Below are 13,536 nucleotides of genomic sequence, written 5' to 3'. Positions count from 1 at the left end.
GCGCAGACATCAGTCAGTTGACGCATACCGATTCCGGTGACGGCCGAGGGTCAGGGCTCGACGCCGGACACCGCCTCGCGGCGCAGCGCCTCGCGGGCGATCTCGACCCGGCTCCGGACGCCGAGCTTTCCGAGGACGTGGGAGATGTGGGTCTGCACGGTACGCCGCGACAGGTACATCTCCCGGGCGATGTCCGGTGTGGACCGTCCCTCCGCCACCAGCGCGGTCACCCGCGCCTCGGTCGGGGTGAGCGCCTCCCAGCCGACCTGCGCGCGGGCCGGCCGGGGCCCCCGGACGCCCCGGCGCACCCCGAGCCGCCGGAGTCGCCGCTCGGCCCGGCGCACGTCCCAGACCGCGCCGAGACCGTCGTACCCGTCGACCGCCTCGCCCAACAGCGTCCTCGCCTCGGCCGACGAGCCGCGTCGGGCCAGCACCGCCGCCAGGTCCTCAAGCGTGCCGGTCAGCTCCACCGGCGACCCGACCGACCGGTAGTACGTGACCGCCTCGCGCAGCGGTGCCGGATCGTCGTCGAGCAGCCCCTGACAGCGGCGCAGGGCCGCCGCGGCCCGCCCCGGCCGGGTCTCCGCCGCGGTCTCGGCCCGGCACGACTCCACCGCCGCCCGGGCCGCCGCCGCGTCGTCGGTCGCCACCGCGAGCCGCACCAGCCCCGGCGTCCACTGGTGGAGCAGGGTCATCTCACCGGGCCCACGCACCAGGACCACCGACAGCTCCGCCAGCGCCCGGGCCGGATCCCCCTCCTGCTCGGCGGCGAGCGACCGCGCGGCGAGCAGGAAATCGCGATTCTCCCGGTCGGCGACGGTACGCACGGGAAGCTCCAGACCGGCGCGCAGGTGCTCGGTCGCGGCGGCGCTGTTCCCGCGACGCCCGGCGATCATCGCGGCGACACCGTGCCACAGCAGCGCCGGCCCGCGCTCCCGGAGCCCGGAGTACGTGATCGTCGTGCTGTCCCGCCCGAGGACGTCGAGTTCGGCGAGCGCGTCGTCCCAGCGACCGAGCCAGTACAACAGCACCGCGGCGGTGAGCGTCGAGACGCCCTGCCCCGGCCCGGCGGCCCGCTGACTCAGGTCGCGGGCCCGCCACAGGGTCTCCTGCGCCGCCGGCCACCGGTCCAGGTTCTGCAGGCTGAAGATCCGGCCGTCGAAGGCGAAGGTCCGCAGGTCGGCGTGCTCGGGCGCGTCGCCCAGCACGGCCAGCGCCCGGTCGGCGTAGTCGAGGGCGGCCTCGTGGTCGCGGCGGACCGAGTGGGTCAGCCACAGGTCGGTCAACGCGTACGCGACGGCGAAGGCGTCCCCGGCCTCCTCCCCCACCCGCAACGCTTCCCGCGCGGTGCTGTCCGCGGTGTCCAGGTCGCCGTTGCTCGCCCGGTTGACCATCGACAGCGAGGCCAGCAGGCGGGCCCGCCACACCGCCGGTACGCCCGGACGGCGCAGCGCCGTACCGAGGACCTCCAACGCCTCTTCGTTGCGGCCCTGGCCGAACAGCGTGCGGGCCAGGATCGAGGACATCTCGGCCTGTTGTCCCGGCTCGGTCGGCAGCGTCAACGCGGACCGGGCCCGGACGGCGGCCTCGGAGTGGCGCCCGGCGTCGAGCAGCACCCGGGCCAGTTCCACCGAGAGCGCGGCCTGGTCGGCACGGTCGAGCGGGCTCACCGACAACTCGCGTTGCAGCAGCTCCGCCGCGATGTCCGGGGCGCGGGCCGCCAACGCCGGTGCCGCCTCGACGACCCAGGTCCGGGTCCACTCGTCACCGGTGTGACCGGCCGCCAACAGTTGCTGGGCCACCCGCAGCGGTTCGGCGCCGGCACCGGCCAACGTCCTCGCCGCCTCGCAGTGCAGCGCCGCACGCAGCGCGGCCGGCATGCTGTCATAGAGCGCCTGACGGATCAGCGGGTGCCGGAAGGCGAGCTGGTCGCCGACACCGACGACGATCCCGGCGGTGACCGCGTTCTGCAGCCCTTCGGCCAGGTCCGACGCGGTCCGGCGGAGCACCGCGGCAAGGTCGGTGACGGCGAACTCCCCGCCGAGCAGCGACGCGGTCCGCAACATCTGGGCGGTGGCCGCCGACACCACGCTGAGCCGGTCGGTCAGCGCCGCCGCGAAGGAGGCGGGCACCCGGTCCAGCGCGTCGTCGGAGAGTTCGCCACCGCTCGGCACCGCACCGGCGCTCTGCTCGCGGGCCAGGGCGTCGAGCAGTTCCCGCAGATAGAGCGGATTACCCATGGCCCGCCCGAGCAGACGGTCGAGTCCCGGCCCCGGTGGCGTGCCGAGGACGCCGGTGGTCATCGTGCGGACGTCGTCCGGACTGAGCGCGCCGAGTGAGAGCAGGGTGCCGCCCCGACGCAGGGTGGCGGCCCGCAACGTCTGGACGTCCTGCCGGGTCGGCACCGGACGGGTCGCGCTGACCAACAGCAGTGGAAGTTCCTCGACGGCGAGAGCAAGCCGGTGCCACAGCATCAACGACGCCTCGTCGGCCCATTGCAGGTCGTCGAGGACCAGCACCGTGGGCGCGTCCGTGCACAACTCGTCGACCAGCGACACGAGCATTTCGGTGGCCGTACAGGCGATGTCGTCCACGGCGAAAAGCCCTGGCCGCCGGTCCCGCAGGAACTCGGCGATCCGTGCTCGACGAGGGTCCGGCGAGCGTAGCCGAACCTGGAGACAGTCCAGCATCACCCGCAGCGGAAAGCGGTGGGACAACTGGTCCGCGGTCCCCCACAGCACCTCACGGTCGCCGCCCCCATCACCGGTGAGACCGGCCGCGACCAGGGAAGACTTCCCGATTCCCGCCTCACCCTCGACCCACAGCACCGCGCCACGGCCCTGGCCGGCGGCCTCGGCGGCGGCGTGCAGCACGGACAGTTCCTTTTCCCGTCCGGCCCAGACAGTTGGCAGATCAACTGGAAACATGGCGAATGCACCCGAACAGAATGGATCGCGAAGCGACGCGCATCGGTGCATATTAGCCGACCGCCACGGGCCGACATGACCATGAATTGAGCGCCGAGAATGTAACCGGCATTTCCTGGCATCGCTTTTCCCACCACAACCGCATCTGCGCTGCGTGTCGCCCCGACGGGCGCGACACCCCACCGTCCCGCGCCCCACCGTCCCCGCGCCTCGGATGCCTCCGAGGCGCAGGGGCATCCAGGGCGCGGCCACGGGAGGTGACGGGCCGGCCGGTCACCACCGACCGCCCTCTCAGGGTGCCCTCCGACACGACCGAGGCAGCAACTTCATGGATGTTGCTGCCTCGCGTGCCCCTTGAGGCAGCAACATCCATGAAGTTGTGTCGCCGGGGCGGAGTCCGGGGCAGACCAGCAGCGCGATGTCCGGACTCGGCATCGCGCGCATATCGTGCATCGCCTCGTCGTCGCCACGGGCGGCCAGCCGAAAGCACGACGATGGAGTGAGGCCCAGGCGACGAGGACCGTCAGCAGCACTGGGGGACGGTGCGCGAGAAGCATGTGCGCCGGTCGCCGAACACGAATCGGCCCGCCATCAGGATCTGATAGCGGGCCGCTCGATCTGCGATCGATGGTGGGCGATACTGGGTTTGAACCAGTGACCTCTTCCGTGTCAAGGAAGCGCGCTCCCACTGCGCCAATCGCCCGTGCTGTTGTTACACCGAGGTGGGGACGGGATTTGAACCCGCGTACACGGCTTTGCAGGCCGTTGCCTCGCCTCTCGGCCACCCCACCGAGGTTGCCCCCGTCACGCGTGGCGGCAGCTCCGAGCGGACGACGGGATTCGAACCCGCGACCCTCACCTTGGCAAGGTGATGCGCTACCAGCTGCGCTACGTCCGCACGTCTCCGGTTTTCCGGTGACGGATGAGAACTTTAGCCGAGCGGTGGAACGCTTGCCAAATCGGGCCCGACTCGGCGCGTCCGGTTCCGCCGCGCGTGACAGACCCCACCCCGTAAGCTTCCTAGGAGCCTGTGCTGGATACTCCTGATCGCGGCCGACGATGAAGGGCGACCGAAGGGAAGGACCGCAGCTCGGGAGACGACCCGGGACGGAAGACACGAGTGTCCGGGTTCCGACTGTCGCAAGCCGGATCACCAGGGGTTTGGTGACACGCCGTGTCCGCCTCGATGGGCTACGGTGACGGGCGTGACGAGACGTGCGGCCGAGATCCGCCTGGATGCCCTGCTGCGCACCGCTTGTGACGTGATCGTGCAGCGTGGGCTCGCGAACACCCGAACGGCGGACGTGGCGCAGGCCGCCGGGGTGAGCCAGGCCCTGGTCTTCTACCACTTCGCCACCAAGGAACGGCTGCTCGCGCAGGCCTTCGCGTACGCGGTCGAGCAGGATCTGGCCCGGCTGGACACGGTGACCCGGTCGAGTGCCCCGCCGCTGACCAAGCTCCGCCGCATCCTCCGGCTCTACACCCCCGCCGGTCGGCCCACCTCCTGGTCCATGTGGATCGACGGGTGGTCGGAGTCGCTGCGTACCCCGGAGTTGGAGAAGGTCTCCCGCAAGCTGGACCTGCGCTGGCGCCAGGACCTCGCCACGGTCATCTCCGACGGGGTCCACGAGGGCGTCTTCGAGTGCACCGACCCGGCCGGTGCGGCCTGGCGGATCAGCGCGGTCATGGACGGCCTGGCGGTCCAGCTCGCGGTGCACGACCGGGTGATCTCCCGGCGGCAGTTCGCCGAGTGGGTCCGCCTGGTGACCGCCCGGGAACTGGGCCTCGACCCCGCGCAGCTCGACTGAGCCCACCGCGCCGGCACTCGACACCGCGCCGAGCACGTCGGCACCTGGCGAACCGCCACCGGAGCCGGCCGGCGACGACGACAATGACGCCATGGACCTGCTCGAGGTGTACCGGCGCAGCCTGGTGGAGTTCACCGACCGGGTGGAACAGGTCGGCGGCGGGCAGTGGTCGGCGGTGACCCCGTGCCCGGGGTGGGACGTCCACACCCTGGTCAACCACGTCGTCGGGGAACAGCGTTGGAGCGTCGCGCTACTCGCCGGCCGGACCATCGCGCAGGTCGGCGACCGCTACGACGGCGACCAGCTCGGTGACGACCCGGTCGTGGCGGCGCGCGACGCGGCGGCACAGGCCGAGTTGGCCGCCGCCTCGCCCGGCGCGCTGGACCGCACCGTGCACCTCTCGGCCGGCGACACGCCCGCCGAGGAGTACCTGCATCAACTGCTCGCCGAGCATCTCGTGCACGGGTGGGACCTGGCCGTGGCGATCGGTGCCGACCCGAGGATGGACGCCGACGCGGTCGCCGAGTGCGCCCGCTGGTTCAGTCGCGCCGTCGGCGGCTACCGGAGCAACGGGCTGGTGCACGACCGGGTCGACGTTCCGCCGCAGGCCGACGAGCAGGACCGGCTGATCGCCGCGTTCGGCCGCGATCCCGGCTGGGCCCCGTAACGACCCGTCCGGCCGCCGACACACCAGGGCGAGCACGTACGGCGGCCGGCGCGGGATCACCCGCGCCGGCCGCACCCCCGGTGTGTGAAGTACGCGAGCGGTCAGCCCAGCCGACCACCGTCACGGGGTACCGTCCGCCACCGCTGGCGTGGCCCGGGTTGCCGCTCCCAGCGGTCCGCGGCGCTCACCGAGACGCCGTCGGCGGGTACCGGCTCCGGATCCTTGGTCAACTGCCGCAGCCGCATCAGCAGCCCGACGCCGAGGAACAGCAGCAGCCCACCGAGCAGGAAGGCGACCTCGGTCAGGCCGAGCCCGGCCCCGGTCTGCGAGACGTTGCCGGCGGCTCCGGCGTCCGGCGCGGCGGCACCGCCACCGGCGGCACCGGCATCGACCCTCTCCCCCGGCCCCTCCTCCGGCGGGTCCTCCGTCGGCTGCGGCTCCAGTTCCCGGGGCGACTCCGTCGGCGTCACCTCGGTCGGGGTGGGCGCCACCGAGGGGCGGGCCGACCCTCGGCCGACCACGTCGCGGTTCGCCGTCTGGCGGGACAGCAACTGCAGGTTCTGGTCGTACGCCTCGACGGTGAGCTGGACCTGCCCCGGGTCGGCGTCACGGGCGAACGCGACCCGGTACTGGGCGGTCACCGTACGCCCCGGGCAGAGGGTGCCCGGGTCGAGCTGCCGGTCGGTCAACCGCGCCGCGTTGCCCTCGGTCCGCACCTGCACCGGGAACGAACCGTTCTCCTCGATCCGGTCGATCCGCACCTGGTCCAGCCGTACGCCCTGCACACCGACCACCATCGACCAACGCACCTTGATGCAGCCGCCCTGATCGGAGCGGGACACCACGGCAGAGACCGTCTCCACCCGCCCTCCGGCGGTGAACCGGTCCGGCAGGCCGCTGAGTTCGGTGGCGAACGCCGCCTGTGCCGGCGCGGACATGGCCAGGTGCACACCGGTGACACAGGCCAGTACCACCCCGATCCGTAGCGTGTTCCGCCACAGCCTTCTCACGATCTGTCCTCCTGTTGGTCGCCTCCATCGGCAACGCTATGAGGGCCGGGCGCCAGCCGGTAGACGGGCGTGTTCGCACGTGGTGTGAAGCAAGATGCCCCTTTTCACGTACGGTATTGAACCGGTCACCCGGCACCCGCGACACGCCGAACGGGGTCACGATGGACAATCACCGGGTGTCCGCTCTCTCCGCCGCCTTCGTCCAGTTGCACGCCCGGCTCGGCCCCGTCGCCTTCGTACCCGAGGTGCGGCTGCACCAGGCGGACGAGCCGATCGGCCTGTGGGAGCTGACCGAGGGTGAGTTCCGCAGCGACCGGCCGCCGCCGTTCTGGGCCTTCGCCTGGGCGGGCGGCCAGGGCCTCGCCCGGTACGTCACCGACCACCCGGACCTCGTCGCCGGCCGGCGGGTCCTCGACCTGGCCTCCGGCTCCGGCCTGGTGGCGATCGCCGCCGCCAGGGCCGGTGCCGCCGCCGTGCGCGCGGTGGAGGTCGACGAGCTGGCCGTCGCGGCGGTCGCGCTCAACGCCGAGGCCAACGGCGTACGCGTCGACGCCGAACTCGGCGACGTCCTCGATCGGGACGCCGGGGACGCCGAGGTGGTGCTCGCCGGAGACGTGTTCTACAGCGAGGCGATGGCCAACCGGGTCCTGCGGTTCCTGCTGCGCGCCGCCCGCTCCGGGGCCACCGTGCTGGTCGGCGATCCCGGACGCGCCTTCCTGCCCAGGGACCGCTTCGACGAGTTGGCCGCCTACGACGTGCCGGTCAGCGAGGCGCTGGAGAGCGTACGGGTGAAGCGCACCACGGTGTGGCGGCTGCGCGCGGGACGGCCGTCGGCGGCCCGCTAGCGTGACGCGGTGCTGTTCCGCGCCTGGGAGCAGGCCCCGGAGGCGACCGGAAGCGCCGGGGCCGACGCCGCCATGGCCGGGGCCGCCGGGAGCAGAGCCGGGGCCGACGTGGCCGGTGTCGGGGCCGACGTGGCCGGTGTCGACACGGCCCGGGTCGTGGACCACGTGGGCGGCGAACACCTGCTGGTGACCCGGCACGCGCTGGTGCGGCAGGTGCTGACCGACCCGGTGACGTACCGCCCGGACAACGCCCTGGACGCGGTGACCCCGATCCCGGTAGCCGCGCTGCGCGTCCTCGCCGCACACCGGTTCCGGTTGCCGCCGACGCTGGCCAACAACGGCGGCGCCGACCACCCGGAGATCCGTGCGCTGGTCGCCGAGGCGCTGCACCCGAACCGGGTGGCCGACCAGCGGGACTGGTTGGCCGCGCTGGTCCGTCGACGGGTGACCGGCCTGGACGCCGCGCTGAACGACGGCGTACCCGTCGACCTGCACGCCGGGCTCGCCGCCGACCTGCCGCTGCTGGTGCTGGCCCGGCTGGTCGAGTTGCCCGACGCGCCGGTGGCGGCGGTGAAGGAGTTCGCCCGCGCCGCGCTGGAGCTGTTCTGGGCACCGCTGGACGCCGACCGGCAGCAGGCCCTGGCCGTCGAGGTGGGTCGCTTCCACCGGGTGCTGCGCGAGTTCGCGGCCACCGGCGGCGGGCTCGCCGGGTCGCTGCGGGCCGCCGGGCACCCGCCCGACGTGGTGGTCGGCGCACTGTTCTTCCTGCTGGTCGCCGGCCAGGAGACCACCTCGCAGTTCCTCACCCTGCTGATGCACCGGCTGATCGGGGAACCGACCGTGCTCGCCGGGCTGCGCGACGGCTCGGTGGCGGTCGCCGACGTGGTCGAGGAGGGGCTGCGGCTGGAGCCGCCGATCGTCACCTGGCGGCGGGTCGCCGCCGTGGACACCACGCTGGGCCCGACGGCGGTGGCGGCGGGCACCAGCATCGTGCTCTGGCTGGGCCGCGCCGGACGCGACCCGGCGGTGGTGGAGTCACCGGACGGGTTCCGGCCGGGGCAACGCGGGTCACGCCGACACCTGGCCTTCGGCGCGGGCGTGCACCGCTGCATCGGCGACCAGCTCGCCCGGATGGAGGCCGCGACCGTGGTGACGGAGGCGGCCCCGCTGCTGGCCCGGGTCCGCGTGCTGCGCGCACCCCGTTACCCGGACAACCTCACCTTCCGGATGCCGGACGCCCTGGTCGTGACGCGTGACCCGCTCAGGTGATCTCGTCGGCCTCAGTTGATCTCGTCGGCCCAGGCCCGCCAGTCGTCGAGCACGCCGTACAACGCCGGGGTCAGCCAGCCCGGCGCGGATCGCCGGAACACGCCCGGGTCCATCGCCCCGGCCCCGGCCGGCAACGCACCGAGCAGGTTCGGCAGCAGGTCGCTGACGTTGGCCCAGTGCACCAGCTCCGGGTCGGCCGGCCAGGCGCCGATCACCACGCCCGCCGGCACCGCACGCCGGTCCAGCGCCTCCAGGGTGAGCGCGGTGTGGTTGAGCGTGCCCAGCCCGGCGCGGGCCACCACCACCGCCGGGGCACCCAACGACACCGCCAGGTCGGCCACCGTCCACGCCTCACCCGAGGGCCGCAGCCCCATCGGGACGAGCAGCCCACCGGCGCCCTCGATCAGCACCAGGTCGTGCTTCTCCGCCTCCTCGCGGATCGCGTCGACCGCGTTGTACAACTCCAGCGGCGGCAGGTCCGCCACCCGGGCGGCGGCCAGCGGGGCGAGCGGATCGGGGTAGGCGGCCAGGGTGCGGGCGGTCATCGGGGCGGAGAGCCGGGTGACCGCCTCGACGTCACCGGGCTCCCCGGTGGCCGTACCCGTCTGGCCGGGTTTGACCACCGCCACCCGCAGCCCGGCCGCCTGCGCGGCGGCCGTGATCGCCGCGGTCACCACCGTCTTGCCGACCTCGGTGTCGGTCCCGGTGACCAGCACCGGTCCGCGCCACTGATCCGTCATGGCGCACATTCCACGATGACCTCCAGGGCCCGCTCGAAGTCCGCCCGGGACGGCCCGGCACCGATGGTGAGCCGCAGCCGGGATCGGCTGTCCGGGGTGGAGGGCGGCCGGAAGCAGCCCACCGCCACCCCCCGGTCCCGGCAGGCGGCGGCCCAGTCGCTCGCCGCCTCCGGGCCGGGCGCGGTGACCGAGACGACGGCCGCGTCCGGGGCGGAGACCTCCAGGCCGGCGGCGCGCAGGCGGTCCACCGCGAGCGTGGCGCGGGCGGCCAGGTCGGCGCGGAGGGCGTCGCCGTCGCGAGCCAGCCCGACGGCGGCGTGCACCCCGGCGGCCACGGCCGGCGGCAGGGCGGTGTCGTAGATGAAGGTCCGCGCGGTCTCCACCAGGTGCCGGACGAACTCGGCCGGACCGGCCACCACCCCGCCGGCGCCGCCGAGCGCCTTGGACAGGGTGGCGGTGACCACCACGTCCGGCTCGCCGGTCAGCCCGGCGGCCGCCACCCCACCGGCCCCGGCCGGGCCGACGACCCCGAGCGCGTGCGCGTCGTCGACCAGCAGCAGCGCCCCGTGCGCGCGGGCGGTCGCGTGCAGCCGGGCCAGTGGCGCCAGGTCACCGTCGACGGAGAAGACCGACTCGGTGACCACCACCGCCGGCCGGCCGGGTGCTGCGGCCAGGGCCGCCGCGACCGCGTCGACGTCGGCGTGCGGGGTCACCACGGTCTCCGCGCCGGAGATCCGGCACCCGTCGATCAGGCTGGCGTGGTTGTGCGCGTCGGAGACCAGCAGCGTGCGGGGGCGCACCAGCGCCCGGACCGCGCCGAGGTTCGCCAGGTATCCGGAGGAGAAGACCAGCGCCCGCTCGGTGCCGATCCAGTCGGCGAGGGCGTCCTCCAGCGCGTGGTGGGCGTCGGTGGAGCCGCGCACCAGTCGTGACCCGGTCGCACCGAGCCCGTACGCGGAGAGCGCCTTCGCCGCCGCGGCGACCACCTCGGGGTGCGCGGACAGGCCCAGGTAGTCGTTGCCGGCCAGGTCCACCACGGCGTCGTCGGCGGTACGCGGACGCAGCCGACGGGTCAACCCCGCCTTCGCCCGCAGGTCGGCGCGGCGTGCCAGGGCCGCCAGCCAGTCCGCCACCACCACGCCCCTCCCCCGCCGGTTTCCACCGTCAGGCGTCGTCGCCCGGTCGCACGTCGTCGCCCCGGGCGCTTCCGCCGGGCGAAGTTACCACCCGTGCGGGCCGCCCCGGCGTGGCGCGGTACGGCTCGCCGGAGGCCACCGGGGCGGGACCGCGCGCGTTTCCGCCCGTCGGACGGCCTTGTAGGGTACGTGCCATGCCAGAGATCCTCGACCAGGCCCGTACCCAGGTGCTGGAGGGTGGCGTCGGCCTGGACCAGGCCGGTGTCCTCGCGGTGCTCAACCTGCCCGACGAGCACCTGACCGCCACGCTCCAGCTCGCCCACGACGTGCGGATGCGCTGGTGCGGCCCGGAGGTCGAGGTCGAGGGCATCGTCTCGCTGAAGACCGGCGGCTGCCCCGAGGACTGCCACTTCTGCTCGCAGTCCGGCCTGTTCACCTCGCCGGTGCGGTCGGTCTGGCTGGACATCCCGTCGCTGGTCGAGGCCGCCAAGCAGACCGCTGCGACCGGGGCCACCGAGTTCTGCATCGTGGCCGCCGTCCGCGGTCCCGACGCCCGGCTGATGACGCAGATGCGCGAGGGCGTCGCCGCGATCAAGGCCGAGGTCGACATCCAGGTCGCCGCCTCGCTCGGCATGCTCAGCCAGGAGCAGGTCGACGAACTGGTCGACATGGGTGTGCACCGGTACAACCACAACCTGGAGACCTGCCGGTCGTACTTCCCGAACGTGGTCACCACGCACTCCTGGGAGGAGCGCTGGGAGACGCTGCGGATGGTGCGCGAATCCGGCATGGAGGTCTGCTGCGGCGGCATCCTCGGGCTCGGCGAGACCGTCGAGCAGCGGGCCGAGTTCGCCGCCCAGCTCGCCGAGCTGGACCCGCACGAGGTGCCGCTGAACTTCCTCAACCCCCGTCCGGGCACCCCGCTCGGCGACCGCCCGGTGGTCGAGGGCAAGGACGCGCTGCGGGCCATCGCCGCGTTCCGGCTGGCCATGCCGCGCACCATCCTGCGGTACGCGGGCGGCCGGGAGATCACCCTCGGTGACCTGGGCACCCGCGACGGTCTGCTCGGCGGCATCAACGCGGTGATCGTCGGCAACTACCTGACCACCCTCGGTCGACCGGCCACCGACGACCTCAAGCTGCTCGACGACCTCAAGATGCCGGTCAAGGCGCTGTCGGCGACGCTCTGATGCCGATGGGCGAGCTGGTCGGGACGTGGTGCGACCGCTGCGGCGAGGCCGTGGCGGTCGGCGACCACCAGGGCTGCGCGGCGGCCCGCACCCTGGAACCGCCCCGCTACTGCGCCGGATGCCGACGCCGGATGAAGGTGCAGGTGCTGCCGGTCGGTTGGGCCGCGACCTGTGTCGAACACGGCGAACAGCGAGGCTGAGACGTGACGCTGCGCGGACAGGTGGTGACCCTGCGGCCGGCGAACGCCGCCGACGTGCCCACGCTCGCCGCCATCCGCGCCGAGCCCGAGGTGCGTCGCTGGTGGCGCGGTGACGACGACCTGACCGCCACCGTCGAGGCCGACCTCGCCGACGACGACCTGGAGGTGTACGTCGTCGAGCACGACGACCGGGTGGTCGGCGCGATCCAGTGGTACGCCGAGGACGACCCCGACTACCGCCACGCCGGGCTGGACATCTTCCTCGACCCGTCGGTACGCGGCCAGGGCCTCGCCGGGGACGCCATCCGCACCCTGGTCAGGCACCTGATCGACGCCCACGGCCACCACCGCTTCACCATCGACCCGGCGGCGGCCAACACCGCAGCGATCCGCGCGTACGCGAAGGTCGGCTTCCGCACCGTCGGCATCCTGCGTCGCTACGAACGCGGCGCCGACGGCCGCTGGCACGACGGCCTCCTGATGGACCTGCTCGCCGACGAACTCCGCTGAGCTTCCCCGGGCCGCGATGCTCGCGCGCTCTCGATGGGTGCGGCGGGTGCGATGTAAGGAAGGGTCCCCTGCTAACGCCTCGTGTATAGCAGGGGACCCTTCCTAACATCCCAGCCGTCGCAGCGCCGGAAATCCGGTGGCGCCCCGCCGATCGGGTGCCCAGAGTCGGACGATGCCCGTTCCCGAGGATCGTGCCGACGCCCTGGAGTGGTTGGCCTTCGCGCAGGCCGGAGTCCTCACCACCGCTCAGGCGCGGACCGTGGTGACCGAGGGCGCGCTGCGGGGGCTCGTCCGCTCCGGCCGGTGGCGTTCGGTCAGTCGTGGCATCCTGCTGACCGGCTGACCGGCAACGGTCGGCTCACCCGGGCCCAGCAACTCTGGGTGGCCGTCCTCGCCTGCGGACGGGGCGCGGTCCTCGCCGGCCCCACCGCAGCCGCCGAGGCCGGCGTACGCGGCCTGCGACCCGAGCCGTTGCACGTCCTCGTACCGTCGACCCGCCGAGTCGGGCGTACCACCCTGCGCCGGCTGCCGCTCGACATGGCCGCCGTGGTGCTGCACCGGACGTCGCTGCTGCCCGCCGGCCACCTCCAGGTCGGCCGGCCGCCCCGGACCACCACGGCACGTGCCCTGGTGGACGCGGCGGGCTGGGCGCCCTCGACCCGGGCGGCGCAGGAGATCCTGGCAGCCGGGTGCCAGCAGCGGAGGGTACTGCCCGAGGAGGTGGCCGCCGTCCTCGACGCCCTGCCCCGGGCACCTCGACGCAGTCTCATCCGGCAGACCGTCGACGACATCGCCGGAGGTGCCCAGGCGCTCAGCGAGATCGACTTCGTGCGGCTCTGCCGCCGCGCCGGGCTGCCCGCACCGGACCTGCAAGAGCGACGAACCGACACCACCGGGCGTACGCGCTGGCTCGACGCGTATTGGCGCGAGTGGCGGATCCACGTCGAGATCGACGGCGCACACCACATGGACGTACGCCAGTGGGCGGCGGACATGCAGCGGCAGAACGACGTGTGGACGACGGGTGATCGCATCCTGCGCTTTCCCGCCTGGCTGGTACGCGCCCACCCCGACCAGGTCGCCGACACGGTCCGCCGCGCCCTCGTCGCCGCCGGCTGGCGACCCGAGTCGTGAATCTTGGAAACTTACCGTTCGACGCTGACGGTAACTGTCCAAGATTGACAGTCGCTCCATGCGGTGAGCGCCGCGATGCCGCATCCCGCCGACAGCGAGG

Annotated in this window: 13 protein-coding genes and 3 tRNA genes; 9 read left to right on the top strand and 7 right to left on the bottom strand. The window is 73.5% G+C overall.

All coding sequences use genetic code 11. The annotated features are described in order from the left end of the window. Positions 1-50 precede the first annotated feature (50 nt). From ACWDVW_RS04515 to ACWDVW_RS04500, 4 genes are all read right to left on the bottom strand, one after another. Positions 51-2,927: an ATP-binding protein gene (locus ACWDVW_RS04515; protein WP_449944714.1), complete on the bottom strand. Its 2,877-nt coding sequence runs from the start codon at positions 2,925-2,927 to the stop codon at positions 51-53. Between the two features lie 628 nt (positions 2,928-3,555). Beyond that, positions 3,556-3,630 (bottom strand) — tRNA-Val (locus ACWDVW_RS04510). 17 nt (positions 3,631-3,647) lie between these two features. After that, positions 3,648-3,718 (bottom strand) — tRNA-Cys (locus ACWDVW_RS04505). Positions 3,719-3,752: 34 nt separating this feature from the next. After that, positions 3,753-3,825, bottom strand: a tRNA-Gly gene (locus ACWDVW_RS04500). A 307-nt stretch (positions 3,826-4,132) separates the two neighbouring features. On the opposite strand from ACWDVW_RS04500, the gene ACWDVW_RS04495 reads away from it, so the two are divergent. Continuing rightward, a complete protein-coding gene (locus ACWDVW_RS04495; RefSeq protein WP_396744842.1) occupies positions 4,133-4,735 on the top strand; it encodes a TetR/AcrR family transcriptional regulator in 603 nt (200 codons plus the stop codon). Between the two features lie 91 nt (positions 4,736-4,826). Beyond that, positions 4,827-5,402, top strand: a complete 576-nt coding sequence (locus ACWDVW_RS04490; RefSeq protein WP_449944710.1) for a TIGR03086 family metal-binding protein — start codon at positions 4,827-4,829, stop codon at positions 5,400-5,402. Positions 5,403-5,503: 101 nt separating this feature from the next. Here ACWDVW_RS04490 and ACWDVW_RS04485 read toward each other — a convergent pair whose 3' ends face one another. Beyond that, on the bottom strand, positions 5,504-6,412 hold the full coding sequence (locus ACWDVW_RS04485; protein ID WP_449944707.1) for a hypothetical protein: 909 nt from the start codon (positions 6,410-6,412) through the stop codon (positions 5,504-5,506). A gap of 176 nt (positions 6,413-6,588) precedes the next feature. On the opposite strand from ACWDVW_RS04485, the gene ACWDVW_RS04480 reads away from it, so the two are divergent. Together ACWDVW_RS04480 and ACWDVW_RS04475 are read left to right on the top strand one after the other, a co-directional pair. Continuing rightward, the gene (locus tag ACWDVW_RS04480) at positions 6,589-7,257 is read left to right on the top strand and encodes a class I SAM-dependent methyltransferase (protein WP_449944704.1); all 669 of its coding nucleotides are present in this window, start codon (positions 6,589-6,591) and stop codon (positions 7,255-7,257) included. Positions 7,258-7,266: 9 nt separating this feature from the next. After that, a complete protein-coding gene (locus ACWDVW_RS04475) occupies positions 7,267-8,526 on the top strand; it encodes a cytochrome P450 (RefSeq protein WP_449944702.1) in 1,260 nt (419 codons plus the stop codon). Between the two features lie 11 nt (positions 8,527-8,537). On the opposite strand, the gene bioD is transcribed toward ACWDVW_RS04475, so the two are convergent. Both bioD and ACWDVW_RS04465 read right to left on the bottom strand, forming a co-directional pair. Further along, positions 8,538-9,275 (bottom strand): dethiobiotin synthase, encoded by a 738-nt coding sequence (bioD, locus tag ACWDVW_RS04470; protein WP_350695557.1) that lies wholly within the window; start codon positions 9,273-9,275, stop codon positions 8,538-8,540. Continuing rightward, positions 9,263-10,399, bottom strand: a complete 1,137-nt coding sequence (locus tag ACWDVW_RS04465; RefSeq protein ID WP_449944881.1) for an 8-amino-7-oxononanoate synthase — start codon at positions 10,397-10,399, stop codon at positions 9,263-9,265. Before ACWDVW_RS04465 ends, bioD begins: the two co-directional genes overlap by 13 nt. 197 nt (positions 10,400-10,596) lie before the next feature. Between ACWDVW_RS04465 and bioB the strand changes: the two genes are divergently transcribed. The 5 genes from bioB to ACWDVW_RS04440 all read left to right on the top strand — a co-directional run bounded on the left by bioB (position 10,597) and on the right by ACWDVW_RS04440 (position 13,436). Further along, positions 10,597-11,592, top strand: coding sequence for a biotin synthase BioB (gene bioB / locus ACWDVW_RS04460; protein WP_449944698.1), 996 nt, complete (start codon positions 10,597-10,599; stop codon positions 11,590-11,592). Further along, the gene (gene bsaP / locus ACWDVW_RS04455; RefSeq protein ID WP_449944696.1) at positions 11,592-11,792 is read left to right on the top strand and encodes a biotin synthase auxiliary protein BsaP; all 201 of its coding nucleotides are present in this window, start codon (positions 11,592-11,594) and stop codon (positions 11,790-11,792) included. The genes bioB and bsaP overlap by 1 nt, the downstream gene beginning before the upstream one ends. A gap of 3 nt (positions 11,793-11,795) precedes the next feature. After that, positions 11,796-12,302 (top strand): GNAT family N-acetyltransferase, encoded by a 507-nt coding sequence (locus tag ACWDVW_RS04450; RefSeq protein ID WP_449944693.1) that lies wholly within the window; start codon positions 11,796-11,798, stop codon positions 12,300-12,302. A gap of 172 nt (positions 12,303-12,474) precedes the next feature. Further along, on the top strand, positions 12,475-12,645 hold the full coding sequence (locus ACWDVW_RS04445) for a hypothetical protein (RefSeq protein WP_449944690.1): 171 nt from the start codon (positions 12,475-12,477) through the stop codon (positions 12,643-12,645). Continuing rightward, positions 12,606-13,436 carry an endonuclease domain-containing protein gene (locus tag ACWDVW_RS04440; RefSeq protein ID WP_449944687.1) on the top strand — a complete coding sequence of 277 codons (831 nt, stop codon included), beginning with the start codon at positions 12,606-12,608 and terminating at the stop codon, positions 13,434-13,436. Before ACWDVW_RS04445 ends, ACWDVW_RS04440 begins: the two co-directional genes overlap by 40 nt. Positions 13,437-13,536: the final 100 nt, after the last annotated feature.

This window comes from Micromonospora sp. NPDC003241 (assembly GCF_053589795.1).
The sequence above is the reverse complement of the archived record's forward strand: the minus strand, read 5'-3'. Positions and strand labels throughout refer to the sequence as shown.